Origin of the sequence: Haloferax elongans ATCC BAA-1513 (assembly GCF_000336755.1) — an archaeon.
Lineage (GTDB): Archaea > Halobacteriota > Halobacteria > Halobacteriales > Haloferacaceae > Haloferax > Haloferax elongans.
In genome coordinates this window covers 95,141-121,923 of record NZ_AOLK01000019.1, presented here as the reverse complement: position 1 = coordinate 121,923, position 26,783 = coordinate 95,141, and the positions used below count along the sequence as shown (strand labels likewise).

Sequence of the window (26,783 nt, the reverse complement as noted above, 5' to 3'; positions counted from 1 at the left end):
CAAACAAATCTCAGACAATATTACTCACCTATCTTCTCTGCAACAATAAGAAAATAAATAAAGTATTTATTTTGTATTGAAGCTCATTACGTTCGACTCTCCCGTCACGTCCATCGAACGTTCCGGAGAACTATTATTTATACTTTGTTCTATGGAGGATTTCTCTAACTTCGCTATCTCTTTCAAAAATACCCCCACTCTATCGGAGTGGACGGAATGTCCACAATTAGCACATGACACGAATGAGCTTGACACGCACGACGACTGTACTAGTTGCAGTACTCGTTGTGATGGCGACGCTGGCACCAGCGGCCGCCGCAACGACTACGACGACGACATCAACGGCCCAGATGACCTGTTCCGGTGAGGGTGACCTGTTCATGGCCGGCGGTGGGCTGGCGACGTACGAGAACGGCTCGCGTATCTACGAACGAGTAATCGACTCGGTCGGCGGCGAATCGGAAGCGAAAATCGCTATCGTCCCGGCGGCGAGTGGGACACCGGTTCAGAGCGGCGAAGGGTGGAAGCAGGACTTCGTCGACGCGGGCGTCCCCGAGTCGAACATCGAAGTCCTCCCGCTCGCGACCCAGGACGACCCTAACACCGCGTACGACGAATCGAACTGGGCGACCAATGGAGACAACCAGTCTGTTGCCAACACGGTCAACGAGAGCAACGTCATCTGGTTCTCCGGTGGCGCACAGAACCGCATCATCGACGTTCTGAAGAAAGGCACGAACAACGGAGAAGACACGCTCGTTGCGTCCGCGATTCGGTCGCAACACGAGTGCCACGGTGCTGCAATCGGCGGCTCGTCTGCAGGAACCACGATGGCTGGCGACGACATGCCCGGCGCTGGTGACAGCTACGGGGCAGTTCGAGACGGCGTTTCTCTCACCGACACGTACGGCCAGAGCGACGACTTCCGAGTGTGGGCAACCCAGGGAATGGGCTTCCTCGACGTTGGCGTCATCGACACGCACTTCCAGCAGCGTGGGCGCGTGGCCCGACTCGCACGCCTGATGGTGTACGAGAACTCGGCAGAGGACCTCGAACGGCAGACTCTCGGCTTCGGCGTCGGTGAGAACACCACGTTGGTCTTCCGCGGTGACACCACGACCGCAGAGGTCTACGGTGAAAACGGCGTTACCATCATCGACACGTCGGACACCGTCGTCGACCGGTCCGTTCCCGGTGACGACGATGCGGTGAATATGACGAACATCGAAGTCCACTACCTGACGCGTTACGACAGCTTCGACTACGGTGGCAGTTCGCTCTCGTTCAACATCGACACGACTGGGAAGACCTACGATACGGACGAATCCCCGTATTACGACGGGAACAGCGACCAAGCCGCGTGGATTTACAACACCGCGAGTGTCAAAATGATGACTGAGGACCTCGTCGATAACACTGAAACGAAGGTCGTCGGTACCGAACTCGGTAACGGAACCGACTACTACGCCGGCGGCGACAAAGGCGTCAAGGTCGTCTACACCCAGGATGCGGACACCCAAGGCTGGTGGGGAGACAACTACGACGACGGTGTCGGACGATACGCCGCCACCAACATTCGGATGGACCTCTACTCCTACACGGCAGAGAAAGCATCCAACGGCAAAGGCAAACAAGAGTAACGAAGAACCTGTCTTGCGGTTCTTCTTTTCGAGCCAGTCCGATAGCACCAGCGTCGGCAGTTCCCAGGTCCGTTCTACTGCTCGGTGACGTGTAGTTACAACCGTAGAGGCGAGACACGTCGGCAGAAGTGACCAGCCACCTCGTCGAAGCTGACACTGTCGGTGCCGATAGTTTCGGAGCAGACTGTGTTGACGGCGCGCACGGGCTTGCATTCTCTGAGCCCCGCTAGACTTCGCAGTCTGAACCACGCTAGGCTTCGAAAGCGTTCGGCGTCTGTCGGTATCCAATTCACGTTGCATCCACCGCTGTATCGCCGTTTTGACGCGCTGAATTTGATAACTACGAACGTTAGACATACTAACATGTGTAATGGTCTTGTGTACCCATATCTGGTAGTCACATCACATACAGTCGAATACGAGGTCTGACTGGCTGTTCTTCGCCAGGGGAATTGGGTTGTTCCAGACGGTGAGACAAGCAAAGCAGAATTTACCCACCATACTATTACAGGCATACTTCTGTAATGGTCTCCACTTAATCTGTTTGCTAATATCAAACAAATACGACCAGTTAGGTATCCATCGCAAGTTCGTACAGACGCTTTCGCGGGTCTCGGAGGTCAGGACGGGAGTGGACGAGTCCGTTTTCTTCGAGGCGATTGAGCGCGTACCCGACAGTTCGTCGCAGAAGCAACGATTCGGACATCAGCTGTTCTTGGGTCATCTGGTCGTTGTTATCGAGAATTCTCGCGACCAGTTTCGCACTCGGTGGGAGGTCAGAGATTCGTTCGCGGAACTCCTCGTCAGTCCAGTAGTCTGTCTGCTCGCGGTCGTACGACTCACCCTGGGGGTGGCTCATACATGCCCTGACGTGCGAAGGGGTTATTGATGTTTACCCTTTGTGGCGACTGGTGCCGACTGCCGTGACGTCGAGTACGCGCCACCACTGGTCTACAAAACCACGCTCGTCGCCGGTCGATACGGACAGCGTGTGGTCGGAGCGCTGAACATAGAGTTTCATATAATTCAAGAAAGTATTGATATATACTCAGTATCTCAACTTGAGTTTTATTTTGCTCTTCTAATAGACTAGAAGCGCAGATTGTGATGCGTCTACTCTGAGTCCCCTATTTAGAAGAGAAATACATAGTAAAACGAGTGTGAGGTTAGTTCGTGACCCCTGGGTTTGGATACTCACCGGCGGTGGAAGCTAAGTCGGTTGTAGTGCGAGAGGGGCATCACAAACCGATCGGAGATAACATACTTTCGCTCCCCCTATATTCAGAATCAGGTACCAATTTCCTCACAGCACAACCATTTCGCTAACGTCGAGGGACAACCCAAGTGACGGAGGTCGGCGAAGCACCCGGCCCAGAAAGAACTCCCCACCAAAGGAAAACCGCTGGCGGTATCATCCTACGGTGGCATTACGGTGGTATGCTTGTAATGGGAGTGAGTCGAGCTGTCTGTACAGCCTCAACAGGACTTCCGGGAGGTTTCCCACAAAACACATATCTTCCAAGAATAGAATAACTATCAATCCATTTGTTGCATGAAATACAATAATTCACTATGTTTTGAATTTGTTGTTGGCATACAGTTTGATGCTCTCAAACAGTAGCGGGTGATTCAGAACACACACCACTGAGATATACTCAGTGAGCGTTCTATTCGAACGTAAGAACGGCCGATTCAGAGAAGGAAGCAGTAAATTTTGAGACTAAATTGGGGAATGTTCGGCTTTATCAAACAACTGTTGACCATCGCTCCGGAATGCATTCATCCGGTTCGGCGGCCGTGTGCCGACGTGTCGATGTCGATTTCGACGACGTTCGTCGCCTGCATCACGCGGTCAGGAATTTCGGTTTCGAACCGTTCTCCTTTCAGACGGCTCGTCGGAGCCGAGACACTGATTGCCCCGATAGGGTTGGAATCGATATCAAGGATTGGTGCACCGACGGCGCGAAACCCACGGATGTCTTCCTCGTCGTTCACCGCGTATCCTCGCTCACGGATGACAGCTAACTGGTCGAAGAGAGCGTCGCGGTCGGTGATAGTGTTCGGTGTTCGCGGATTGAGACCGTGTTTGTCGATGATTTCGTGGACTCGGTCCTCAGGGAGGTGAGCGAGAATCGCCTTTCCGGCCGAGCTATTGTGGAGGTACTGCGGCGTCTCCTCGACGCTGATGTGGTACTCCGTCTCCATGGCACGCTTTCCTCGGGCGACTTTGAGTGCGACCTCCAGCCCCTCGTTTTCGACGACCAAATCCGCGTACTCCCCGGTCTCTGCAGCCAACCGGTCAACCTGGTTTTTCGCGGCTTCGTACACACGCTGTGTGCCTTTCACGTACTCACCAAGCGTTACGAACCGAAGACCGAGCTGATACTCGTCTCCCCGCTTCGTGATGTATCCCGCATCCCGGAGCGTCGCCAGTTGCGTGTGAATCGACCCCTTCGAGAGGTCGACGTGTTTCGTCAGGTCGACGAGCCGTGCGCCGTTTAGCTGCTCGATTGTCTCGATGAGTTTCGTCGCCCGCTGTAAGGACTTCAACCGCCGGGGCTCGTTTTCGGTGTCGGTCATGGGTTGCTCTACTACCGGCACTCTCGTCGTCGGCAATATATGTTTGGCATTGTCAAAACAAATCTCTAAATTGTTCACATGTTTTGTGGGCGTCAGTTCCGGCAAAGACCCCGTTTCCCGGTAATTATAAATAACGCCCCAGGGTCAACTGGGCGTGTATGCAATTGCCAAGGCTAGTGCCGAGGCCGTCAGTGCAACCGCACTCGGCTTACGGGACGATAGCTCTGCGAGCAGTGTTCGATTCGGGACAGAGACGCGGTGAAGGAGCTGGTCTCTGATGGCGCAGTCCTCGTCTACATTACTCCCGACACACGTCGTCGGCGACGCGTATACGCAAACCGAAGCGTGGGAGTTCCTCGTCAACCTTGCGGACGGTCCCGACCGCTTTGCCGGCACGAAAGGTGAAGAATGGGCTGCACAGCAGATTGCCGAAGCGTTCCGGAGTCGCGGATGCGACGAGGTGTCAATCGATGAGTTCCAGATTCCGGGATGGGAACGCGGTGAAAGTATCCTCACCGCCGCCGGCACAGATTTCGCGGCCGACCACGAGGTCATCGCACTTCCGGGGTCACCACCTGAAACCGTGAGCGGCGAAATCGTAGACTGCGGGCACGGACTCCTGCGGGACTTCGAAAACCGTGACCTGGAGGGCGCAATCGCGATGGCCGCAGACACGACACCCGCCGACCACGGTCGGCACATTCACCGCCTAGAGAAGTACGCGTGGGCGGCCGAGGCCGGTGCGAGTGCGTTCATATACAGAACTGACCGGCCGGGGAGTCTCCCACCGACCGGTGACGTGGGAACCGACGATGGTGCCGGACCAATCCCTGCTATCGGTGTCTCGCGCGAGGTCGGCGCGTGGTTGGAGCGCCGGTGCAACCGAACGTCTATCGAAGGAACGGTCACCGTCGATTGCGAGACGCCTCTGACAAACAGCCGCAATGTGTCCGCCGCATTGGGACCAGAGACGGCGGACGAAATTCTCGTGACAGCCCACATCGACGCGCACGACATCGGAAGCGGGGCAAACGACAACGGTGTCGGCTGTGCCCTGCTCACAGAGACTGCGAGACTCCTATCGCAGGTCACAGAGCAACTGGAAACGAGGGTTCGATTCGTCGCGTTCGGCGCCGAAGAAGTCGGGTTCCGCGGCTCGCGCGAGTACGTGCGAGAACACGACCTCGACGCCGTGAAGGCCGTCGTCAACGCAGACGGTATCGGATACTCACGGACCATCGACCTCTACACCCACGGGTTCGACGAGATTGGTGCGGCATTCGAGGCCGCACTCGACGCGTTCGGCGTCCCCGGGTCGATAAACGACGCTGTCCGCCCCCACAGTGACCATTGGCCGTTTGTCAAACACGGCGTTCCCGGAGTTCAGCTTCGGTCTGAATCGGAGCAAGAACGAGGATGGACACACACGCACGCCGACACCGCCGACAAAATCGACCTCCGAGACCTCCGCGACCTCGCAGTGGTTCTCAGCGAAGCCGTGCTCAGATTAGCCCGCTCGGAACACGAAGTCGAGCACGTGGACCCGTCGGTCATTCGGGATGCAACGAAACGAGCCGGCCTCGAAGCAGGCCTTCGTGCAACAGGAGACTGGCCATGGGAGTAACACAGCAGGCGACTCCGGAGCACATTTCGGAGCGAAACGCCGTCGATATCGTAACCAATCAAGGTCATGATGGAAAATTATATAACCCCCCAAGTAATTGGCTATCATTGTCATGGTAAGCGATAGCCAGACGAAAGTCGACAGACGCCGATTCCTCAAAGCCGCTGGTGTGGCTGGGGGAGCATCGGTTCTTGCAGGGTGTAGCGGGAGCAGTGGGGACCCATCGACGCCGTCCCAGACTCAGACGACCGCTCAGCAAACGACGGTCCAACAGACGACCGAGGAACCGGATGCAGTGAAAAAAGGAGGAGACCTCGTCGTCACCGTCGCCTCCCAAGCACAGACGCTCAATCCGCACCTCGGTGACCAGACGACCGACTCGACGCTCTCGAAGGCGTACTCGAACAGCCTCCTGCGGTTCAAACAGGACGGGAGCATCGCGGGTGACCTAGCCAAAGACTGGAGCGTCAGTGACGACGGGAAGACCTACACCTTCACGCTTTACGAGGGTATCCAGTTCCACGGACCGTACGGCGAGTGTGACGCAGAGGCAGTCCGACAGAACTTCCTCAAAATCATCACCGACAAAGAGTATAGTGCAGTCAATCGCAGCGAATTCAAAGGAATCCTGTTCGGTGAGGGGCCTGACGGGGAGACGCTCGACCCGAAGGAACGAATCACCGCGACCGGCGACTACGAAATCGAATTCTCGCTGGCGAACGAAGACGTCACCTTCCCGTCGAAGCTGACGAGTTATCGGACTGCCGTCCTTCCCGTCGAAGCGCTCGAAGAACACGGTGACGACTTCGGGTCGTTCGACACGGGCGTCTGGGCGACCGGCCCGTTCACCTTCGAGTCGGCAGAGGCTTCGGGGCCGTACGAGTTCTCCCGCAACGAGGAGTACTTCAAAGAAACCGAGGCGGGGCAACTACCGTATCTCGACAGCGTCACGTACAGTGTCGTCCCCGACGGTACGGTCCGGAACACGAAGCTCAAAACCGGAGAGGCCCACATCAACCCGACCGTTCCCGCGAACAAGGTCGAAGACCTCGAAAAGGCGAACAACGTCTCGGTGCTCTCGATGCCCAGCGTCGAGCGCGTCAATATGTACATTAATTGGCGGAACGTCGAACCACTCGGAAAAAAGAAAGTTCGACACGCACTCGGCCACGCGTCCAATCGAGAGGCCATCAAATCGGTGAAATTCGCCGGGAGAGCCGACCCGGCGTGGTCTGTGTTCCCACCGTGGCATTGGGCCTACGACGAATCGTCCGTCTCGAAGTATCCCTACGATATCGAGAAAGCGAAGTCCTTACTCGCCGATGCAGGTGAGAGCGACGGGTTCTCGCTGGAAGTTGACGTGACGAACCAGCCAAAGTTCGTCGACATCGCACAAATCCTCCAGCAATCGTACAAGGAGATCAACGTGGACATGGAGATAAATCCCAAGGAGAAAGGGTCTGTTTGGGGTCCATGGTATCCGAGCGAGTGGGACGACAAGGACGAAAAAGAAGAGAACCGCGAGGTCGGCCCGCCGTCCGACGTGGAAGCACTCATCGAGAGTATCGGCTACGGCTTCAGCGCCGACGGCTACGCGTACCTCGGGTTCCACTCGCGGGAGTATTTCAACTCCTCGTTCTACGGGGACGACGAAGTCGACGCATGGCTCGAAGAAGCCCGTCGCACTCAGGACCAAGCACAGCGCGCAGAACTATACCGGAAGGTCCAGCAGAAGGTCACAGATTTCTACCCGCTTATCATGCAGGTGTGGCCGCACACGAACCAGGGGCGTCGGAGCTCCGTGAAGAACTACATCGCGTATCCGACACGAACCCCGCACGTGGAAAAGGTCTTCCTCGAAGAGTAACGGCAAAAGTAACACATACATGCCCAGACCAACGTTAGACGGGTCGAAACACATCCATCGAGGGTGGTACTGATGAGTACGTCGAATTACGCAATCAAACGAACGCTGCTGCTCGTGCCGGTTCTACTCGGTGTGAGCCTCGTGACGTTCCTGTTCATCCGGCTCAGTCCGAGTGACCCGGTCGTCGCGATGCTCCCCCCGGAGGCCGCCGCACAGCAGAACATCGTCAACGAGCTGCGACGAGAGATGCGTCTCAACGAGCCACTCTACATCCAGTACACCTACTGGCTGTGGGACGTGCTTCACCTCGACTTCGGGTACTCCTACTCCCAGAGTGCGCGAGTCACGTCGCTCATCAAGAGCAGTGCGTGGGCGACCGCACAGCTGTCGTTCTTCTCGTTTATCATCGGCGTCATTGTCGCAGTTCCGACCGGCGTCATCAGTGCCGTGAAAAAGGACACGTGGGTCGACAACGTCACCCGTGTCGCGGCCTTCGGTGGAATCAGCCTCCCGGGGTTCTGGGTTGCGATCATGATGATACTCGTGTTCGCGCTGTTCTGGCAGAACTGGTTTGGCGCACCGCTCATCCCGTCCGGTGGGTACGCAACGCTCAGCGACGGCCTTGGGACGTATCTCAGACACATCCTTCCCCCAGCAACCGTCCTCGGAACCGGGTTCGCCGCGCTCGTGATGCGAATGACCCGGTCTTCGATGGTAGAAGTCCTTCAAGAAGAGTACGTCAGAACCGCGCGTGCGAAGGGAGTCAAAGAGAAGTCGGTACTGATGATTCACGCGCTCCGAAACGCGCTCATCCCCGTGGTGACGGTTATGGGGATGCAAATCGGATTCCTGCTGAACGGAGCAGTCGTGATAGAACAGGTCTTCCAGTGGCCTGGCATCGGCCGCCTGCTCTACATGTCGGTCCTCTCTCAGGACCTCGTCACCGTTCAGGGAATCGTCCTGTTCATTGCGACGGTGTTCGTGGTCGCGAACCTCGTCGTCGACCTCCTCTACGCGTATCTCGACCCCAGAATTAGTTACGAATAATGGCTATCGATACGAAACACTCTGAAAACAGAAGCGTCGTCGACCAAGTCGGCAGCCGTGTCCGCTGGCTGGTCGCAGTGTACCGGCGGCTGGATTTGAGCGCCCAGGTATCGTTCTGGATTGTCGCCGCAATCTCGGTGGCGGCCGCCGCCGCACCGCTCATCACGCCGTACGCACCGGGTGAGCAACTCGCGATTACGGCCGACCCAGCGCTGAAGCTCCACCCGCCTACGCCGGCGAATCCAATGGGGACGGACCTCTACGGACGCGACGTGTTCACGCGCCTCGTGTACGGAGCGCGTTCTTCCCTCGCAGTCGGCCTATTAGCAGTCGGTATCGCCGCAACCATCGGCATCACCGCCGGTTCGATTGCGGGATACGTCGGCGGGTGGGTCGACGAATCGATTATGCGAGTCATGGATATCCTGATTTCGTTCCCGGCGCTCGTCTTGGCGATTACGCTCGTCGGGGCACTCGGGAGTGAGACGGTGATTACGATTCTGCCAGTGCTGGGAGAGCTGCTCGCCTCACTGCCGGTCGTCGGGTCGTGGACAAGTAACAACATCATCAACGTCATCTTCGTCATCGGGCTCGTGTACTCGCCGCAGATTGCCCGAGTCACGCGTGGCGAAGTGTTGCGGACGAGCGAAGAGGAGTTCGTCGAGGCGGCCGAGAACACGGGACTGTCTCGTGTTCGAATCCTCGTTCAGCACATCCTGCCAAACTCGATGGCACCAGTGCTCGTCCAATCGACGTTCCTCGTCGCGACGGCGATTCTGTTCGAAGCGTCGCTGTCGTACCTCGGCTTGGGCGTGCAGCCACCAATCCCCACCTGGGGAGTGATGATATCGAACGGGCAGGGGTACCTCCCTGACTCGTGGTGGTGGACCACCTTCCCGGGGCTCGCGATTATGGTGACGGTGTTGGCGCTCAATCTGCTCGGGGACGGCCTCCGAGACGAGTTCGACCCACGCTCTGCCACTGACGGAGGGCCGAACTGATGAGCGACGCACAGACCACGCTTTCGGACGCCGACATCGACGCCGAGACCGAGGCTGCGCAAGTGTGTTCCGACGACTCGCTGCTGTCGGTTCGCAACCTCCAGACTCGGTTCCAGACGGCCGGTGAAACGGTCCAAGCCGTCGACGGAGTCTCGTTCGACATCGCCGAGGGCGAGATTCTCGGTATCGTCGGCGAGTCCGGCTGTGGGAAGTCGGTGACGAGCCTATCGCTCATGGACATCGTTCCCGAGCCCGGCGAGGTCCACGGCGGTACCGTCCGATTCGACGGTGAAGACATCCTCACGAAGAGTCCAGAAGAGAAACGCCAGCTTCGCGGGAACCGCGTCTCGATGGTGTTTCAGGAGCCTGCAAAGGCGCTGAACCCGGTGTTCGACATCGGTTGGCAAGTCGGCGAACCACTCCGAGTACACGAGAATCTGACCAAGTCCGCCTCGCGAGCGAAAGCTGTCGAACTGATGCGCCGTGTCGGGATTCCGAGTCCCGAAGAGCGCGTCGACGACTACCCACACGAGTTCTCCGGTGGGATGCGACAGCGTGCGATGCTCGCGATGGCGCTCGCCTGTACGCCCGATTTACTCATCGCCGACGAACCGACGACGGCACTCGACGTCACTATCGAGGCGCAGATTCTGGATTTGATTCAGGAACTGAACGTGCAGACGTCGATGAGCGTCCTCATCGTCACGCACGACCTCGGTGTCGTCGCGGAAGTCTGCGACCGCGTCGCCGTCATGTACGCCGGTCGCGTCGTCGAGTACGGCGACGTCGAAGACATCTTCGCCAACCCGCAACACCCCTACACCAAGGGACTCATCGACTGCGTTCCGGACCCGACTGCAGACGAGCAGTCGCTGGAAGCCATCTCCGGGACCGTCCCAAACCTCGCGGACACGCCGGAGGGGTGTAACTTCGCACCGCGGTGTCCGCACGCGACAGACGAGTGCCGACAAATCGACCCGCGGATGCGAGCGGTCGGCGACGACCACTACAGCGCTTGCCTCTGGGAGGACCCATCATGAGTTCGCTACTAACGATAGACGGCCTGACGAAGCACTTCAGCGAAAAGGACTCGCTCATCCGGCGACTCCGACCCGACCAAGAGGTCCGAACCGTTCGGGCAGTCGACGACGTCTCGCTGGACGTCAAAGAAGGGGAAACACTCGGTCTCGTCGGTGAGTCCGGCTGTGGGAAGTCGACGCTCGCGCGAGCAGCAGTGAGACTCATCGAACCCACCGACGGGAGCGTGTACTTCGACGGCGACGAGGTGACGGGCTTTTCGCGGTCGGAACTCCGCGAGTTCCGCAGCGAAGTACAGGTGGTCTTCCAAGACCCCTTCGCGTCACTGAACCCACGGTATACCGTCGCGAAGACGCTCATGGAGCCGATGCGTGTCCACAACATCGGCGCAAACGACACTGAGCGGAGAGAGCGAGCGGCGTCACTGTTAGAACGGTGTGGACTCGGTGCTGAGCACCTCGACCGACACCCACACGAGTTCTCGGGAGGCCAGCGCCAACGCATCGCTATCGCCCGAGCGCTCTCTGTCGAGCCGAGTATGCTGATTGCAGACGAGCCCGTGTCCGCGCTCGACGTGTCCGTTCAAGCGCGCATCTTGAACCTCCTCGACGAACTTCGCGAGGAGATGGGGCTGTCGATGCTGTTCATCAGCCACGACATGTCGATTGTGCGGCGAGTGTGCGACCGCGTCGCGGTGATGTACCTCGGGAAGATTGCCGAGGTCGCACCGACCGACCGGCTGTTCACCGACCCACAACACCCCTACACGCAGGCGTTGCTGTCCGCGATTCCCGTTCCCGACCCGACGGTCGAACGCGATCGCGTCCACCTCGAAGGGGACGTTCCAACCCCCATCGACCCGCCGTCTGGGTGTCGGTTCCACCCGCGGTGCCCGAAGGTAATCCCGACGGAAGGATGGGACGGTTCGCAGGCCGCGTGGCAGCGCGTGCTGGCACTGAAACGTCGGCTCGCGGCCGACGAGTTAGACGCCGAAACGACGCGTGAGCACCTCGAAGACGAACGGAAGAGCGTATCAGACGACGCAGTCGTCCAAGAGCTCTACGACGAACACGTGGCGCGGAAAGGAGTGGCGGACGCAGAGACCGTCTCGCTCCCGCCAGACGCAAACGACACCGTCAAATCCGCGCTCCAACGACTCGTCGCTGGCGACAGAGACGGTGCGGTGGCGATGCTCGAACGCTCGTACACCACACCGTGTGCTCGCGAAGAGCCGTCGCTCACCACCCACGGGGCGGGGACGCACCAGTCTGCGTGTCACCTGCACGACCCGTCGTTCGTGACGCAGTCAAAGTCACAAAACGGTGAACTCGCAGTCGACGGAATTGCATCCGGTGATGCACGATGACGCCGGAAAGCCTCACCCCCGAGGACCGAGAAAACGAAGCGCTCAGAACCCTCGTCACGCGAGCTACCGCGGACATCGGCTCGACCGACGAGTCGACGCTCTTCGCCGACGACGCCACTCGGGAAGCAATTACGAGCGCGTACGAGACCGCCGTCTCCGACTCGGAGGTCGCGGTGGACGACGTACAGCGCGTGGTCGACGAGGTTCTCGACCAGCTGTCGGGCGCACGGCTCACACTCCAGCACCAGTCGCGACCGTCGTTCGACGCCGCACAGGCGATGACGTACTCGTTTATCCAAACCGGAGACGAGACGTACCTGACTCGCGGGCCGTTCGACGGCCCGGTGTGTGACCGATTGGAGCGCGGCGCACGCGAGTGGTCGGATGGCGACTACGGACGAGCAGCCGAATCGTTCGAAGCCGCGGCTGACGCCGCTTCTGAACCGTCCGAAGTGGTGGCGTCGCACGTCCTCGCTGCCGCTGCAGAGCACCGCAGCGGTGCGGACGAGTCCGCGCTCGACCACATCCGGTCGGCTCTCGAAGTCGACACAGACGCGTGGACGCCGTTGGTGGTTGGAATCGCCAGCGCTTCGGACGTGCCGAAGCGGTTCAGAGACGGAAACTATCGAGCGGGACTCTACGTCCGCTGGACCGACGCGGTTCCGGAGAACTGTCGGGTCGAAGCGGAGTGGCGGCCGACGCCGTCAGACCCGTGGGAACCGCTCCCGTCGTCAGACTGTAGCCCGCTCTCGGCAGTAACGCCAGAGACCGAACTTCGCTTTACGCTCTCTGGGTCGGCTTCTGCGTTCCCCGAACTCCTCGGGTACTACGTGGCTGTCGGTGCGATAGCAGAGGGTCAATCGCCGGATGCGTTGAGCAGCGACCGACTCTGCTTTTCGGGACCAGTCGCAGAGAACGTGGCGGAAACGCTCTCAATCGACCGCTGAGCACCATTATAGCGGTCGGTTTGGGGGTCCGCCTTCGTTCTCACCGTCTCCAAGTCGCGCTGTTTCTGGATTACATCCCCGCGTCGTTTCTAGGTTACACGTCTGCGTCGTTTCCAGGTTACACATCTGCGTCGATTGCCGACGCGACGGCGGGGAACAACACATTATTTTCCTTGTGCACGTGCAGGTGCGTGTCCCGCTCTAGGTCCGCAAGCCGGTCGAGCATGCTCCGGTAGCTCGCACACGCACCCGCTGGAACTGCATAGCCGTCGGTCAGGTCGGAGAGACGGTCGAGACGCTCGGCGGTCGCTTCGTGGTCGTCTTCGAACCCCTCGATTTCTCGGTGGACCGTCTGAAGCTCCGCGTCGGTGAGCGACTCACCGGCGTCGATTGTTCGAGCAATCGGAAAGAGGTCGTCTTCCTCCTCTTGGATGTGGGTCTGCATCTCTTCGGCGAGGGCGACGAACTCCCGTTCCACAGCTTCGAGTTCGGGATGGTCCTCACCGTGGACGTTCGCGACCTTGTGGACGAGCGCCTCCAGCGCGGGAAGTTCCTCACGCAGTCGGTCGTGATGTGTCGAAACAATGTGGTCTGTGAGTTCGGACAGCGACTCCCAGTCGAGTGATTCGTCTGTCTCGGTTGCCTGGACAGTTCGAAGCTCCGCCCGAACGTCGTCGATATCGGCGTCGGCAGCTTCGCAGGCCGCCGCGAGCGACACGTCGCCGCCGCAGCAGTAGTCGATGCCGAACTCCTCGAAGACGGGGGCAAACGCCAGTGTCTCTTCGACGAACGAACTCACCTGCCGATTTGGGTCGATTGTATCTGACATCATGGTGTATCGAACGTACGAGAAACTCGTTTCGACGCGGACGTAGCAATTTGGCCGAACACGTTCGGTTCTGGCGACTGCTTGGACGTGGGAAAGAAGAGGACGACCAGCAGACGCGACAGCCAGCAGTTAGTCGTCGGCCGCCATGGGTTCGAACTCGCCGGTTGCGAGCCCACGCCGAACCGGGTCGTGTTCCTCGTCTGTCGGCGGTGGCGCAGTTACCAACAACGCTTCCAGTCGCGACTCGTCGTCGGCTTTGATGCCGCGTTTCGTGTCTGCCGGGACGGTGACGACGTCACCTGGTTCGACACGATGGTCCGTCTCCCCCTCTCGAACGATGCCAGTTCCCGAGCGAACATCGACCACGAGGTCGCTCGACGGCGCGTGAACCGGGATGAACTGGCCGGGTTCGAAGAAGCCACAGATGACTTTCACACGCTCGCTTCGAAATCCTGCTTGTGCGGAAAACCGGTCGTCGTCGTACACTCGCTCCGCATCGAAGTCGATGCGTGGCATCAACACATCCCTCCGTTATCTCGTCTGAATCGACGGCGATAGCGTTGGGACGGGTAGCTCGACCCGACGGTCGGGAACGCAGTTGTGACTGTGTGCATCTCTTCGATGCAACTCGGGAGACACGATTCAACATTGTCCCGAACTGGTTCGAGAAGTGTGGAAGTCGACGCGGAGGGGTTGGGGGATGGGTAGTATGAAATATATATGGTATATCCCTGTGTATCCGGAGGTTCTGTCGAATAGTCGACGATGGTATTCAAGAACCAATATTGTATATCTATAGCACAACAATCTCCCGAGAGATTAGAAATTTCTACAATTTTTGAAAATTTTTATATTGTCACTAGAACGACATTCGTGAATATGTCGATCTCACGTGGAGTCTCCGAGCTCCCTCTGAACCTAGATGACGACTTCAGGTGATAGTTTTCTCTACTCTGTATTGTCCCTATTGAGAACTACTATTAACACATTTCAACACCACCTTCGTCGGATAAACTCCCATCACAGGAGTCTAAGAAGAATAGAAAAAACGCATGCCAGTCAGTGATTCCACTCCGTGCCATCACACCGGTACGAGTGTAATGGCGAGTCTGTCGCACGAAGTCGCCACCAGCGCCGGCGTGATTAGTCGTCAGCCGGGTTCGGCTGTGTCAGGTCGTCCACCTGCTCGTCGGCGACCTCGTGGAGCGCGTTCGTGACGGTTCCGTGCTCTGAGGCGTGTGGTCGGCCAGGGGCGTCGTCGTACCCGTAGTCGAAGATTCGATTCCGGTTGAGGCTGAGCTTCGTGAACTCGGGTTGGAACATGTCGAACAGCTCGAACCGGTCTTCGAGTTCCGGGAACTGCGCCTGGTAGTCGAGGATTGCCTCCCGGGCGTGCGTCCAGAATTTCTCTTCGGCGTAGTCGTGGTGCTCTTCGAGGATGTCCGCGACGTACCGGAGGACACACACGAACAGGCCACAGAAGATGAACTGGCAGAGCCCCTCAGGTGGCTCCTTTCGGAGCACTTCGTGCATCTCGTCCGGCAGCGCCTCCAGTTCGGGAAGTGGCTGGTCGCTCACGTTCACGTCGTCCACGAAGTCCTTGACAGCGAGGCGTGTCGGCACCCCGTCCTCGACGACGAGCATCGTGTTCTGGCCGTGCGGGGAGAACACGGTACCGTAGCGATACAGGAAGTGCAGCAGTGGCGGAAGGACGGTATCGAAGAACTCCGAGAGCCACTCGTCGAGCGTCAGTCCAGAGCGGTCGACCAGCCGCGAGATGAACGGTTCGCCGTCGCCATCGACGTGCATCAACGACGAGAGCGTAATCGCCCGCTCGTCGTCTTCGAGGAAGGTGTAGATGGACTCCCGCCAGACCACACCGAGTAGTTCGTGATACTGGTAGGGCGAGTCGTCGATGTCGGTGAAGTCACCGTGGTCGTAGTTGAGACCTGCAATCTCACCCGGGAGAATCAGTCCTTGGTCTTGCAGGAAGTCGTCGCCCTCGTAGATTCCCTTGATGTACTCCGTGACTGTCGGGGCGAGTTCGGTGCGCTCGCCCGGAAGGCCGCGCCAGACGAGCGTGTTGAGGATTCGCATCGGGACCTTCACGTGATGTTTGTCCTCGTCGTCGACGTTGACGAACGTTCGAACCGACTGCTGTGGGAGGTATTCGTCCGGGCCCTCACCCAGCGGGACGATGTCGTCGGCCGCGATGTGGTCGGGGAACAGCGGGACGATACTGTTCTCCCACTGCCAGTCGTGGACGGGCATGAAGTAGTAGTCGTCCGGGTCGAGCCCCTTGGAGACGAGCCGGTCTCTGAACTGGTCGTAGTGGTCGCCGAGTTCGCGCCGGACGAGCGAGTCGTGGTCGACAGTTTCAGTTCCGACGAACGTCGCCTGCTCCTTGCTCACGGCCGCCCACGAGAGCGTTACGGGCTGTTTGCGCTCTGGTGCGTACTGCTTGTAATCGTCGTAACCCCAGCCGAGCCGACCCTTGTTGTAGGTAATCCACGGGTGGCCCTCCATTTCGCCTTCGAGGAGGGCGTAATCGAGGTTCGTGGGGTCGAAGTCCTCACGGCCTCGCTTTCGCGCCTCGATGTGGGCGTCCGCGAGTAGCGTCCGTTTGTACTCGCGAACGAGGTTCCCCTCTGTGAGTCCGTTCAGCGAAGTCGTCTCACCCAAATCGCGCAGCAGCCGAAGCGGGTCGTGATGCTGTTCCCACGTGTCGCCCGCCCGTCGCTCGATGGTGTCGCTGTAGACGTGGACGCTGTCCATCAGCCGTTCGGTCGCTTCGAACCGATAGCTCGTCTCGCCGAGGTCGAATCGGAAGACGCTGCGGTCGTCGCCAGCGTCGACCTTCCGGGGCGAGATGATGTCCTCGTAGGTGAACTCTTCGAGCATCTTCGTCAGGAGGCGGCGTTCGACCGTCTCCCAAATCTCGTCGTCCAGTGCGTCCCGTAGTGTCGTGTCGTTCGGATTCATCGTTAGTCGTCCTGCGTGGGTGTGTGGGTCAGTTCACGCTCGCTCTTGCGAGAGGTGTCCGGTGCGTGCTTGGCGAACTGCTCGACCGAGAAGTCCTGAAAGACCGTGTCGACGTCTTCGGGATAGGCCTCGCGACCGACCAAGCGGTTGACGAACTTCGTGTTTCGGTAGCACCCGAGTCCGAGGTCGGGGACGCCGACACCGTGGGTGTGAACCTCGGCGTTCTGGAGGAAGACATCGCCAGCGACGTCGATTTCCAGACGGTGGTCGGCAGTCACCTCGAATCGGCCCTGTTCGTCCCACCTAATCGACGCTTCGAGTGGGTCGAGGAAGTCGGGAATCGGGCGCTCGTAGCCGGTCCCAAGAATCACGACCTCGCTCTCGTGGACGAACGACTCCTCGGTCTGCCACTGGTGGCAGTCGAGGGCGTAGGCTCCACCGACGTCTGCGATAGCTTCGACCTCGGTCATGGCGAACAGGCCGACATCAGGGTCTCGGTTGCCGATGGAGCGGCGGTAGAGGAGGTCGTAAATCTCGCCGCTCGTCTCTGGGTCGATACCCTTGTAGAGCAGGTCTTGGTTCGGAACGAGGTCGTCTTTGACCCCCTGCGGAAGGTCGTAGACGTACTGCTCGTACTCGGGTGTGAAGTGCTGGAGCCCGAGCTTCGAGTACTCCATCGGGAAGAAGCCGTCCGAGCGCGTCAGCCAGTCGAGTCGGTAGTCGTGACCGGGTTGGCGCTGGAGTAGGTCTTGGAACACCTCGGCAGCACTCTGTCCAGACCCGACGACAGTGACCGAGTCCGCATCGAGAACGCGCTCGCGGTTGTGTCGATACCGCGCAGTGTGGAACACGTCGTCTTCCGGGTGTCCGCGAAGGTTTTCAGGAATCGACGGCTGGGAGCCGATTCCGAACGCGATGTTCTCCGCGCGGTACTCGAAGCGCTCGTCTGCTTCGGGATGGTGTGCGGTAATCACGTAACACGACGCTTCGCTGTCCCAGCGAACGTCGGCCACGTTGCGGTTGAACCGACACGTGTCGAGTCGGTCGACGACCCACCGAAGGTAGTCGTTGTACTCCCGGCGAGGAACCTGGAAGGTCTCGTAGAAGTAGAACTCGTAGATGCGGCCGGTCTCCCGCACGTAGTTGAGGTAGCTATACTCGCTGGTCGGGTCGGCGAGTGTCACGAGGTCGGCGAGAAACGGGACTTCGAGGGTCGTCCCGTCGAGGAGCATCCCCTCGTGCCACTGGAACTCGGCGTCGCGTTCGAGAAACACGGCATCGACTTCTTCGTCCACGCTGTCGAGCAGGGCCGCGAGACCGAGGTTGAACGGGCCGATACCGATACCGACGACGTCGTAGACGTGGTCATCAGTCATTGGCGCGCACCTCCTGTGTCGGCGCTGCGGAGTTGTCCGCGAGGATGTCTGATTCGAACCGGTCGCGGTTGCAGACCATCAACAGTGCTTCCTTGTCCTCTTCGTCGAAGTAGAACGTCTCTCTTGGCTCGAATCCACACTGCTCGAAGACGTGGATGACGCGCTCGTTCCGGGCGTCCGGTTCTGCAATCACTCGGTCGGTCTCGGGGTGTCGGAACTGCATCGCGACGACCGCCCGCATCAACGGGAGCGCATAGCCGTGTCCGAGGTACTCTTCGGGGCCGATGAGCAGGTGAACACCCTGGTCAGTCGGGTCGGCGTCGTAGTAGTTCGCGACAGCGTCGTCTGCCGCCCAGTAACACTCCCAGTAGCTCATCGGCACGTGGTCGAGACACCCGATGTAAGGCGTCAAGTGGTCGTCAGCGAGCTTCTCGCGGAGCGTCTCGGAGAACGTTGGCAGTGGCTCGTCGAGTTGCCAGTAGGGTTTGACGTGGTCGCTACCGAGCCACTGATGGAGTCGCCCGAGGTCGCGTTCGACCGACGCCTGTCGGAGCGAAATCGTCCGGTCGATGTCTCTGGCGTACGTCTGATACTCGTAGTCGCGTGCGATGGTCGCGTCTGGTCCAGTCATCGCTCCACCTCGGTGACGATTGGGTTCGCAATCTCCGTGTAGACAGACTGGTTTTCGAGGTCGTTTTCGAGTTCGTCCAGTCCGCGGAATCGTGTGAGCAGATTACTCTTGCACGGCACGGTCTCCTCGGTCAGAAGCGTCTCCAGCAGCGTCGACGACGGCCGGTCGTACTGCTCGTGGATGTGGGTCAACTCGTCGCGGAGGATGGAGAGTAGTCTACGCTCCTCAACGAGGTCGGCGCATCCGAAGGCGTTGATGACGTCGAGCGCGTTGTTGAGCACGACGTAGTACCGAAGTCGCTCGTCGGCGATTTCGTCCGCACAGACGGTTCCGGCGCGTTCTCCCACGCCCGGGAGGTAGTCGTCGACGCGGTCGTACTGCGACTCAGGGAAGTAGAACCCTTGATTGTCACGGTAGGCGAACTCACTTGGATACCCGTCGTCGTCGAGCGTGAGGACCGAATTCTGTTGGTGGGCCTCGACGCCCACGCCACCGACGAGGTAGAGCCACAGTACCGGACGGATGCTGATTGCGAGATACTGACGGAACCAGTCCTCGCTGACCGCGGCCGTCTCTCGCCCCTCGCGCTCGGCGATGGACGAGACGATGCGACCGAGGCGGGAGCGACCAGCGATGGCGTCCTGACAGAGCGAAACCAACGGCGTGGCACCGACCGCATCCTCGCCGCGGAAGGGGTTAGCTCGGAGGACTGTCTCTAAGCCGGACTCTGGCTGGTCGCCAACGTCGAGTGCGAGATACGCCGGGTCGCGGACGATGTCGAACGACGGGAACTCCGCCGCGAGTTCGTCGCCGAAGGCCGTATCGAGCAACTCCGCGACGGCCACGCCGCGTTCGAGTTCCGGACGCTTGTTCGTCCGGACGGAGTTCGTGATGGTGACGTTCAGCGACGATTTTACCATGAACGGTGAATCCGGATTATAAAGCGTCCGAACAGAGGTGGTAGGGAAATATTCCCAACCGTGAGCTCCGAGATAGTCGAGTCCATCGCCGAGGTGTGACTGGACGCGGTCCTGTGAGAGCAGATACTTCGCCTGCCACGGGTGGACAGGCAGGAGCACGTCGTCACTTTCGACGTGGTCGGCCACGAACGACTCCTCGACGGTTGGGTCTTCGCGCAACTCGTCTTTTACCCACTCGCTCGCGGGTTGCTCCAGCGCAGAGTCCTGAGACACCAGTTCGGGAGTCGCACGGAAGTAATGCAGAGAAAACGACCCACGGAGTTCGGGAGCGTACGTCGGCCGGTTGTGAGCCGCAATTCCCTGCCGGCTCTTCGGCGTCGGGTGGCGCTGGTGGCCGAAGACGAGCGCCTGTTCTGCGTCGCGGAACGAGAGACGGTCAGCGTACAGGTGCTCTGTGTCCCCCATCCGTGCATCGACGAACTGCTCGATGTTCGCCTTGCTTCGCAGGACGCGTTCGAGAAGTGCGTCTGGCACTGCGCTCCCGCCCCGCGAAAGTGTGAGGTCCTTCACGATAAGCGACGAGAGCGTGGCCGCATCGGCTGGATGGACTGTCCCATCCGGCAGCCGATAGCTGAGGGAAGTCTCAAATCGATGGCCCTCTGTCGGCGAGCAGTGCGTCAGTGGTGCCAAAATCTCGATACCCTGTTCAGGAAGCGTCGTTCGAAGGAGCCCGTCGCTCCCGGGTTCGACGCCAGCGACTGCGCCCGTCGTGACCTTGTAGTCCGCTGCGTCGCGGAGATAACAGTTGAAGAAGGCGTGGACAGTCGCATCGTCGGCCCGAGTGGCGGGGTCAACCTCGGGACTGTCGTGGTCACCGTCACGAAGTTCGGCGTCAGCGCTCATGCGGTCTCCCCCGATTCGACCGACACGGCTGTCTCACCCGCTCAGTAGACGTGGCGCACTGACACCACGTCGCTGCGGAGTGCACTCGTGTACTCTGCGTTTGCATACAGGATTTTAGGCTAGCCTAAAGCGCAATAAAACCCACGGGATTTAGGTTGGCCTAAAAATATATATTCGATGGTTGCCTGAGTGTATGGGAAGCCGAGTAGCAGGGGGTCTCGCCCGTCAAGACTACTCATCGGCAACGGACAGAGGACCAGTCTTACGAGCTACGTGTGCGCGAACCCCAGTTTACCAACTACGTGCGAGAATACCAGTCAGACCACGGTTGAAGCCGTTCGAACGCGTCGCTCGCCGCGATGACTACCTCGTCTTCGAAGCGCGGGGCAGCAATCTGCATTCCGACCGGAAGTCCGTGGCCGACAGTTCCCGCTGGAACCGACGCGGCAGGGTGCCCCGTGAAGTTGAGCAGGAACGTCGGACACCAGCCGATTCGCGGGTCGACCGGTTCGCCGTCGACTTCGTCAGGTCCGAGTGTCGACCCCTCTGTTGCATTTTTCACGGGGGGATGAGAGACGGTCGGCGAGACCAGCAGGTCGTAGTCCTCGAACACGTCTTCGAGAGCGTCGTGGACTGCCGTTCGAACGACGTGCTGGTGGAGGTACTCCGTCGCGGACGTTCCGGCCCCGGATTCGAGCAAGTCGACGAGGCTGTCGGTCAGGTCTTCGCGGTGGTCTCGAAGCAAATCGACATCCTCGTGTTCCGCGAGCCAGTCGTTCATCGCCGCCAGATTGGCACCCACGAGGTGCAGCCACGTATCCGTCAACTCCGTGTGCGAGTAGCCGAGTTCGACGTCCACATGCTCGACTGTCGCCCCCGCGTTGCCGAAGGCCTCGACTGCGTCGTCAACCGTCGCTCGTACGGTGCGCTCGACTGGGAACGTCCCGAAATCCGGCGTGTATGCGATGTCGATTCCGTCGAGAGAGCGTCCGATAGCGTCACGGAATCGTCCGTCGTGATTCGGAAGGCTCGAAGGGTCTCGGGGGTGGTGTCCCTCCATGACATCTAAGACGAGCGCTGCGTCGCGGACGGTGCGCGTTATCGGCCCGTGACTCGACCGAATGCCGAGGTCGTCCGCAAACCCGTCCGGTCGAGTGAGGTCAGGGACCCGTCGGAACGTCGGCTTGAAGGCGTAGACGCCAGACCACGCCGCGGGGATGCGAAGCGAGCCTCCTGCGTCTTTTCCGTGTGCGACGGGCGTGAGTCCAGCGGCGACAGCAGCGGCACTTCCACCGGACGAGCCACCGGCGTTTCGCGACGGGTCGAACGGGTTCCGAGTCGGCCCGCGGAGTGGGTTGTCAGTCGTCCCCTTGTGGTCTAGCTCAGGTGTGTTCGTCGTCCCGATGACGATTGCACCCGCGTCTTCTAACCGCGTGACGAACGTCGAGTCCGATTCGGAAACGGACTCGCTGAACGCAACTGAGCCCATCGTTCGTCGGAGGCCCGCCTTCGATGCGGCGGACTCTTTCAACGCCACGGGCACGCCCGCGAGTGGACCAACCGACTCCCCGCGTTCTATCGCCCGTTCGATTTCCGCTGCCCGCGTTCGAGCGTAGTCGTCTGCGACTTCGACGTACGCGTTCAACTCGTCGTTTCGACGGTCGGTTCGTTCGAGCACCGTCTCGACGACCGTTCGGGGTGAAAGCGCTCCTCGTCGAACCTTCGCTGCAATCTCTGTCGCAGACGCAGACGCTACGTTCATCGTCACTGCGTCGATGTCCCGCTGTTGTAGGTCTATCGTTCACGAGAATTGATGACAAGCACCATCGTAAGGGATGGCCGAGATGAGATAATAAATTGATAATTCTAGCCGGATAGTGTCTAAATATCGACGGGCTTATCACTTTTTAGGCAGGCCTAAACGATGATGGCACCGACAGGTGACGATATCGAACAGATGACCGACGACCACAACCAGACAACTGATGGCTCCGAGCAAGCAACCGATGGCCACGGACGAGCAGCCGATACCGACGACGTGACACCCACGCTTGGGCCAGATACAACCATCAGGTCGAACTACGTGTTCCAGCGGTACGACGAGACGATAGAGCGAACCATCTCGTTTCGGCCGGCGACGATGGAACGCGACCTCGGGCGACTCCACAAGTGGCTCGGATACGACCACGTAGCTGAGTTCTGGGAACTCAACCTCCCGTTGCCAGCGTTCCGCGACCACTTCGCCGAAAAGCTCGCGGAAGACCATCTGACGCCGCTTATCGGCTACATCGACCACGTGCCGATGAGCTACTGGGAAGTCTACTGGCCCAGCGAGTACGAACTCGACGACTACTACGACACAGCCCCCGGCGACCGGGCAGCACACCTGCTCATCGGGCCACCGGAGTACGTGGGTAACGGCTACGCGAAAGCACTCTTCCGGGCCATGGGCCTCATGCTGTTTTCGCACCCTGAGACAGACCGGGTCGTCGGCGAACCCGACGTCGACAACGATGTCGTCATCAATATCTTAGAACAGTGCGGCTTCGAGCCACACAAGGAGTTCTACTTCGAGGAAGCCGACAAAGACGCGCTGTTGCTGCTGTGCGAATACGACGATTTCGAAGCGGCACTGCTCGACGACTCGCCAGCACTGCTTGCGTGAGGTTCGACAGACGCATGAGACGGCTCTCGTCGGCTGCCTACGTTCAATCGTCTGACGCGACCCATGGATATTTCTTCCCCCCGAGTATGGGTTCGGGTGATGGCCGCGTCTATCCGTGAGCGATGCAACGAAGCGAACGTCGAGTTCGTCCGACTCCTCTGTGTGACGAACGACGGAATGATACGTGGACAAGCGGTGAACGTCGACCACCTCGAATCGGCGCTCTCGTCGGGTATCCCACTCCCGAAGATGACCCAGTCGTTCAACGCAATCGGTTACCGGGTGAAAGACGGTCGGTTCGATGCAGTCGGTGAAGTCCGATTGCTTCCTGACCCATCGACGTTCCGCGTGCTCCCGTACGAAGACCGAACTGCCGCAGTGTTGTGTGACTTAGTCGAACACGACAGGGACGTTGCATGGGACGCCGACCCTCGGGTCGCTGCGAAGCGTATGCTCACAGCGTGTGAAGACGATGGTCTCACACCGACCATCGCCGTCGAACAGGAGTTTCACCTCTATTCGGAGAAGTCAGATGGTGAAATCGAACCGCTCGACCCGCGAGGAGAGTACTCCTCGGCGAGTATGCGCGCGAGTCGGTCGGTAATACTCGATATCGTCGACGCGCTGAAGGCCCAAGGCATCGACGTCCGAAAGCACCACCCGGAGTACACTGCAGGCAAAAACGAGATTGTCGTCGGACATGGAACAGGTCTGGAACCACTCGACAATGCTGTGTTCTGCCGCGAGACTGTCTCGGGCGTTGCTGAACGCGCGGGTGCTAACGCGACGTTTTCACCGTATCCGTTCGACGGAGCCACGAACGGGTGTCATTTCCACCTCTCGCTGTGGGACGGTGATGAGAACGTCTTCGCCCCGACGGACGACGATGCAGCGCTGAGCCAGCGCGGTCGCTACTTCGTCGGTGGTGTCCTCGAACACATGCCCGGTCTCCTCGCGTTGACGTCGCCGACGGTGAACTCTTATGCGCGACTCCAGCCAGCCAAGAGCGTCTGTGCGTACAACTGCTGGGGTATCGGGAACCGCGAAGCCGCGGTTCGCGTTCCAGAAGTGCGACCATCGAACCGCACCAGCGGCACCAGAATCGAATTTAGACCCGCAGACAACACGTCGAACCCGTACCTTGCGGTCCTCGGCTTGCTGGCGGCCGGTCGTGACGGAATCGACCGCGAACTCGACCCGGGTCCGTCAGTCGACCAAGACCCGGAGAACCTCAGCGACGACACCCGCCGAAAGCGTGGTATCGAGCGACTGCCGGGGTCGCTCGGGGAAGCGGTTCGCGAACTCGAAAACGACGAGGTGCTCACCGCCGCACTCGGCGACACGCTCACCGAGTCGTATGTCGAGATTAAACGAAGCCAGTGGGAGGCGTTCACAGCGCACGCGGATACGTGGATGCGCGGGACGTACCGCGACCGCTTCTGAGGAGTTTGAAGTTGTCAATGGCGAAAGAGAAAAATCACTGCCGCATGATATCAACCCATGACGACCAAGCCACAAATCGAGAAGCTGAGAGTGTATCCGGTCAAGTCGCTCGACGGTATCGAGGTGAAAGTCGCCGACGTTCGGGCAAACGGAACACTCGCACACGACAGGGAGTTCGCACTCTTCGACGCCAACGGAAACGTCCTCAATGCGAAGCGTGACGAGCGGTTGCACGCGATTACGGCCGACTACGACCCGAAAGCGGGTGTACTTACAGTCGATGCACCATCGGCGACGGCCGCACAGTTCGACCTCGTACACGACACCGAGGCGGCGGAAGCGTGGTTCTCGGACGTTCTCGACGAACCGGTGACGATACGGAGAGACACCGACCGAGGGATTCCAGACCGCCCGAAACTTGGCCTGTCGGTCGTGAGTACTGAGACGGTTCGAACGGTGGCGTCGTGGTTCGACGAACTGACTGTCGAAGGGACGCGCCGACGACTTCGAACGAACGTGGAAGTCTCAGGCGTGCCAGCGTTCTGGGAAGACCAGTTCGTCGGCGACGACGCGCCGGCGTTCGAGGTCGGAGGCCTCCGGTTCGAAGGAGCGATTCCCTGCAGTCGCTGCGTCGTGCCCGGGCGAGACCCGGACACTGGAGAACCACTACCGAAGTTCCGAAAGCGGTTCATCGAGAAGCGCCGGGAGACAGTCCCCGAGTGGGTGAACGAGGACGCCTTCGACCATTGGTTCGCGCTGACGACCATTACGCGTCTCGAAGGGTCGCCGACAGATGGAACGATTCGGGTCGGAGACCCGGTCACGCTGATAGAAGAGTGACCTCCCAGCTCGAAGGAGAAGGGAGGAGAAAGGAAGGAGAAGGGAGGAGAAAGGAAGGAGAAGAGGAAAGAGAAGGCGAACGGAGGGGGAGGCGACAGCAACGAAGCGGCCGAAACTACTTCGTGTTTTTAGGCTAGCCTAAAAACATGAACCAATTCAATCAGCCACCTCGGAGAGCAGGCCAGAAGCGAACAATCAGAATGCTTCAACCATGAATGGACCACAACAGCAGAACCACCTCGCGGACATCAGAGACACTGACGACGTGTACCTCGGGGCGGGAGTCGAAACTGCCTCGGAACAACTCGTGGAGTTGTACGGGACGCTCGGACTCGATTGGGTCTGGCTTGACCTCGAACACAAAAACGGCCCGCCGCTCGACGGACCACGACTGGAACGACTGGTTCGAGCCGCCCAGTGTGGGGGAACCGAACTCGTCGTCAGACTTCCGAACGGAGACCCATCGACAGTCAGAAAAGCCCTCGATACGGGCGTCCGCAACGTCGTCGTCCCGCGAGTCGAGACGGCCAGCGATGTCGAGCGCGCCGTGCGGGCCGGTCGCTTCGAGTTCGACGGCGAGCCAGGAGACCGCGGTCTCGCACAGGGGCGTGTGAGTGGATACGGAACGACCTTCGGCGGCGAGCGCCCGTATCACGACGTCGAAGACGAAAACGTACAGGTGGGTGTTCTCGTCGAAAACCGGACCGCCGTCGAGAACATCGACGAAATCGTGACCGTCCCTGAACTCGGGTTCGTCTTCCCCGGGCCTGGTGACCTCGGCGTCTCGATGGGGCGCACCCTCGAATACGAAGACTCGGAGGTACGAGCGCTCATCGAGCGCGTCCGCGAGGCGTGTGTCGAACACGGCGTCCCCCTCTTGGGCTTCCACAACAGCAACTTCGTCGGGCTGGACGGTACCCGCAATGCGGCCGAGCGAGGATACCGGCTCCTGCATCTCGGCGACGAGTTCGAGTTCGTCGCGGACGCCGTCACCGAACGGTCGGACTGGGTGTCAAAATGAGCAACAGAGCGTAGCGACTCACACTGGCGGGAGCGTCCGCCACAACTGAAACGAAGCGAGTGG

The 26,783-nt window shown here is 59.7% G+C and carries 21 protein-coding genes; 12 read left to right on the top strand and 9 right to left on the bottom strand.

Annotated features, from left to right (window positions below):
* The first annotated feature begins 290 nt into the window (after window positions 1–290).
* Complete coding sequence (locus tag C453_RS11445; RefSeq protein WP_049907651.1) at window positions 291–1,640, top strand: cyanophycinase; 1,350 nt, start codon at window positions 291–293, stop codon at window positions 1,638–1,640.
* Between the two features lie 571 nt (window positions 1,641–2,211).
* On the opposite strand, the gene C453_RS11440 is transcribed toward C453_RS11445, so the two are convergent.
* Together C453_RS11440 and C453_RS11435 are read right to left on the bottom strand one after the other, a co-directional pair.
* Window positions 2,212–2,499 carry a MarR family transcriptional regulator gene (locus C453_RS11440; RefSeq protein ID WP_008324657.1) on the bottom strand — a complete coding sequence of 96 codons (288 nt, stop codon included), beginning with the start codon at window positions 2,497–2,499 and terminating at the stop codon, window positions 2,212–2,214.
* Window positions 2,500–3,419: 920 nt separating this feature from the next.
* Window positions 3,420–4,220 carry an IclR family transcriptional regulator gene (locus C453_RS11435; RefSeq protein WP_008324656.1) on the bottom strand — a complete coding sequence of 267 codons (801 nt, stop codon included), beginning with the start codon at window positions 4,218–4,220 and terminating at the stop codon, window positions 3,420–3,422.
* A 277-nt stretch (window positions 4,221–4,497) separates the two neighbouring features.
* On the opposite strand from C453_RS11435, the gene C453_RS11430 reads away from it, so the two are divergent.
* The 7 genes from C453_RS11430 to C453_RS11400 all read left to right on the top strand — a co-directional run bounded on the left by C453_RS11430 (window position 4,498) and on the right by C453_RS11400 (window position 13,110).
* Window positions 4,498–5,844, top strand: a complete 1,347-nt coding sequence (locus C453_RS11430; RefSeq protein ID WP_008324655.1) for a M28 family metallopeptidase — start codon at window positions 4,498–4,500, stop codon at window positions 5,842–5,844.
* Window positions 5,845–5,956: 112 nt separating this feature from the next.
* Window positions 5,957–7,711, top strand: coding sequence for an ABC transporter substrate-binding protein (locus C453_RS11425; RefSeq protein ID WP_049907650.1), 1,755 nt, complete (start codon window positions 5,957–5,959; stop codon window positions 7,709–7,711).
* Between the two features lie 72 nt (window positions 7,712–7,783).
* Window positions 7,784–8,758, top strand: coding sequence for an ABC transporter permease (locus C453_RS11420; protein ID WP_008324653.1), 975 nt, complete (start codon window positions 7,784–7,786; stop codon window positions 8,756–8,758).
* The gene (locus C453_RS11415) at window positions 8,758–9,759 is read left to right on the top strand and encodes an ABC transporter permease (RefSeq protein ID WP_008324652.1); all 1,002 of its coding nucleotides are present in this window, start codon (window positions 8,758–8,760) and stop codon (window positions 9,757–9,759) included. The genes C453_RS11420 and C453_RS11415 overlap by 1 nt, the downstream gene beginning before the upstream one ends.
* A complete protein-coding gene (locus tag C453_RS11410) occupies window positions 9,759–10,799 on the top strand; it encodes an ABC transporter ATP-binding protein (protein WP_008324651.1) in 1,041 nt (346 codons plus the stop codon). Before C453_RS11415 ends, C453_RS11410 begins: the two co-directional genes overlap by 1 nt.
* On the top strand, window positions 10,796–12,163 hold the full coding sequence (locus C453_RS11405; protein WP_008324650.1) for an ABC transporter ATP-binding protein: 1,368 nt from the start codon (window positions 10,796–10,798) through the stop codon (window positions 12,161–12,163). The genes C453_RS11410 and C453_RS11405 overlap by 4 nt, the downstream gene beginning before the upstream one ends.
* Window positions 12,160–13,110, top strand: a complete 951-nt coding sequence (locus C453_RS11400) for a tetratricopeptide repeat protein (RefSeq protein ID WP_008324649.1) — start codon at window positions 12,160–12,162, stop codon at window positions 13,108–13,110. Before C453_RS11405 ends, C453_RS11400 begins: the two co-directional genes overlap by 4 nt.
* Before the next feature lie 118 nt (window positions 13,111–13,228).
* Here C453_RS11400 and ric read toward each other — a convergent pair whose 3' ends face one another.
* From ric to C453_RS11365, 7 genes are all read right to left on the bottom strand, one after another.
* The gene (gene ric / locus C453_RS11395) at window positions 13,229–13,942 is read right to left on the bottom strand and encodes an iron-sulfur cluster repair di-iron protein (protein WP_008324648.1); all 714 of its coding nucleotides are present in this window, start codon (window positions 13,940–13,942) and stop codon (window positions 13,229–13,231) included.
* A gap of 126 nt (window positions 13,943–14,068) precedes the next feature.
* Window positions 14,069–14,455: a cupin domain-containing protein gene (locus C453_RS11390; protein WP_008324647.1), complete on the bottom strand. Its 387-nt coding sequence runs from the start codon at window positions 14,453–14,455 to the stop codon at window positions 14,069–14,071.
* A gap of 627 nt (window positions 14,456–15,082) precedes the next feature.
* Entirely contained in the window at window positions 15,083–16,921 is a 1,839-nt protein-coding gene (locus C453_RS11385; protein ID WP_008324646.1) for an IucA/IucC family protein, read from the bottom strand.
* Between the two features lie 2 nt (window positions 16,922–16,923).
* Window positions 16,924–18,297 carry a lysine N(6)-hydroxylase/L-ornithine N(5)-oxygenase family protein gene (locus C453_RS11380; protein WP_008324645.1) on the bottom strand — a complete coding sequence of 458 codons (1,374 nt, stop codon included), beginning with the start codon at window positions 18,295–18,297 and terminating at the stop codon, window positions 16,924–16,926.
* Window positions 18,290–18,928: a GNAT family N-acetyltransferase gene (locus C453_RS11375; protein WP_008324644.1), complete on the bottom strand. Its 639-nt coding sequence runs from the start codon at window positions 18,926–18,928 to the stop codon at window positions 18,290–18,292. Before C453_RS11375 ends, C453_RS11380 begins: the two co-directional genes overlap by 8 nt.
* Entirely contained in the window at window positions 18,925–20,751 is a 1,827-nt protein-coding gene (locus tag C453_RS11370; RefSeq protein ID WP_008324643.1) for an IucA/IucC family protein, read from the bottom strand. The genes C453_RS11375 and C453_RS11370 overlap by 4 nt, the downstream gene beginning before the upstream one ends.
* Window positions 20,752–21,049: 298 nt before the next feature.
* Window positions 21,050–22,513: an amidase gene (locus tag C453_RS11365; RefSeq protein ID WP_008324642.1), complete on the bottom strand. Its 1,464-nt coding sequence runs from the start codon at window positions 22,511–22,513 to the stop codon at window positions 21,050–21,052.
* Window positions 22,514–22,675: 162 nt separating this feature from the next.
* Between C453_RS11365 and C453_RS11360 the strand changes: the two genes are divergently transcribed.
* From C453_RS11360 to C453_RS11345, 4 genes are all read left to right on the top strand, one after another.
* Window positions 22,676–23,416, top strand: coding sequence for a GNAT family N-acetyltransferase (locus C453_RS11360; RefSeq protein WP_008324641.1), 741 nt, complete (start codon window positions 22,676–22,678; stop codon window positions 23,414–23,416).
* A 99-nt stretch (window positions 23,417–23,515) separates the two neighbouring features.
* Window positions 23,516–24,859 carry a gamma-glutamylputrescine synthetase gene (gene glnA2, locus C453_RS11355; protein ID WP_008324640.1) on the top strand — a complete coding sequence of 448 codons (1,344 nt, stop codon included), beginning with the start codon at window positions 23,516–23,518 and terminating at the stop codon, window positions 24,857–24,859.
* A gap of 57 nt (window positions 24,860–24,916) precedes the next feature.
* Window positions 24,917–25,699, top strand: coding sequence for an MOSC domain-containing protein (locus C453_RS11350; protein WP_008324639.1), 783 nt, complete (start codon window positions 24,917–24,919; stop codon window positions 25,697–25,699).
* A 211-nt stretch (window positions 25,700–25,910) separates the two neighbouring features.
* Window positions 25,911–26,720 carry an HpcH/HpaI aldolase family protein gene (locus tag C453_RS11345; RefSeq protein ID WP_008324638.1) on the top strand — a complete coding sequence of 270 codons (810 nt, stop codon included), beginning with the start codon at window positions 25,911–25,913 and terminating at the stop codon, window positions 26,718–26,720.
* Window positions 26,721–26,783: the final 63 nt, after the last annotated feature.

Excerpts from the sequence above, each read along its gene's own strand:
- C453_RS11415 (WP_008324652.1), top strand. The coding sequence starts at position 8,758 with ATGGCTATCGATACGAAACACTCTGAAAACAGAAGCGTCGTCGACCAA.
- C453_RS11400 (WP_008324649.1), top strand. The coding sequence starts at position 12,160 with ATGACGCCGGAAAGCCTCACCCCCGAGGACCGAGAAAACGAAGCGCTC.
- C453_RS11425 (WP_049907650.1), top strand. The coding sequence starts at position 5,957 with ATGGTAAGCGATAGCCAGACGAAAGTCGACAGACGCCGATTCCTCAAA.
- C453_RS11410 (WP_008324651.1), top strand. The coding sequence starts at position 9,759 with ATGAGCGACGCACAGACCACGCTTTCGGACGCCGACATCGACGCCGAG.
- ric (WP_008324648.1), bottom strand. The coding sequence starts at position 13,942 with ATGATGTCAGATACAATCGACCCAAATCGGCAGGTGAGTTCGTTCGTC.
- C453_RS11375 (WP_008324644.1), bottom strand. The coding sequence starts at position 18,928 with ATGACTGGACCAGACGCGACCATCGCACGCGACTACGAGTATCAGACG.
- C453_RS11420 (WP_008324653.1), top strand. The coding sequence starts at position 7,784 with ATGAGTACGTCGAATTACGCAATCAAACGAACGCTGCTGCTCGTGCCG.
- C453_RS11350 (WP_008324639.1), top strand. The coding sequence starts at position 24,917 with ATGACGACCAAGCCACAAATCGAGAAGCTGAGAGTGTATCCGGTCAAG.
- C453_RS11435 (WP_008324656.1), bottom strand. The coding sequence starts at position 4,220 with ATGACCGACACCGAAAACGAGCCCCGGCGGTTGAAGTCCTTACAGCGG.
- C453_RS11445 (WP_049907651.1), top strand. The coding sequence starts at position 291 with ATGGCGACGCTGGCACCAGCGGCCGCCGCAACGACTACGACGACGACA.
- C453_RS11360 (WP_008324641.1), top strand. The coding sequence starts at position 22,676 with ATGATGGCACCGACAGGTGACGATATCGAACAGATGACCGACGACCAC.
- C453_RS11345 (WP_008324638.1), top strand. The coding sequence starts at position 25,911 with ATGAATGGACCACAACAGCAGAACCACCTCGCGGACATCAGAGACACT.
- C453_RS11405 (WP_008324650.1), top strand. The coding sequence starts at position 10,796 with ATGAGTTCGCTACTAACGATAGACGGCCTGACGAAGCACTTCAGCGAA.
- C453_RS11385 (WP_008324646.1), bottom strand. The coding sequence starts at position 16,921 with ATGAATCCGAACGACACGACACTACGGGACGCACTGGACGACGAGATT.
- C453_RS11440 (WP_008324657.1), bottom strand. The coding sequence starts at position 2,499 with ATGAGCCACCCCCAGGGTGAGTCGTACGACCGCGAGCAGACAGACTAC.
- C453_RS11365 (WP_008324642.1), bottom strand. The coding sequence starts at position 22,513 with ATGAACGTAGCGTCTGCGTCTGCGACAGAGATTGCAGCGAAGGTTCGA.
- C453_RS11390 (WP_008324647.1), bottom strand. The coding sequence starts at position 14,455 with ATGCCACGCATCGACTTCGATGCGGAGCGAGTGTACGACGACGACCGG.
- C453_RS11380 (WP_008324645.1), bottom strand. The coding sequence starts at position 18,297 with ATGACTGATGACCACGTCTACGACGTCGTCGGTATCGGTATCGGCCCG.
- C453_RS11430 (WP_008324655.1), top strand. The coding sequence starts at position 4,498 with ATGGCGCAGTCCTCGTCTACATTACTCCCGACACACGTCGTCGGCGAC.
- glnA2 (WP_008324640.1), top strand. The coding sequence starts at position 23,516 with ATGGCCGCGTCTATCCGTGAGCGATGCAACGAAGCGAACGTCGAGTTC.
- C453_RS11370 (WP_008324643.1), bottom strand. The coding sequence starts at position 20,751 with ATGAGCGCTGACGCCGAACTTCGTGACGGTGACCACGACAGTCCCGAG.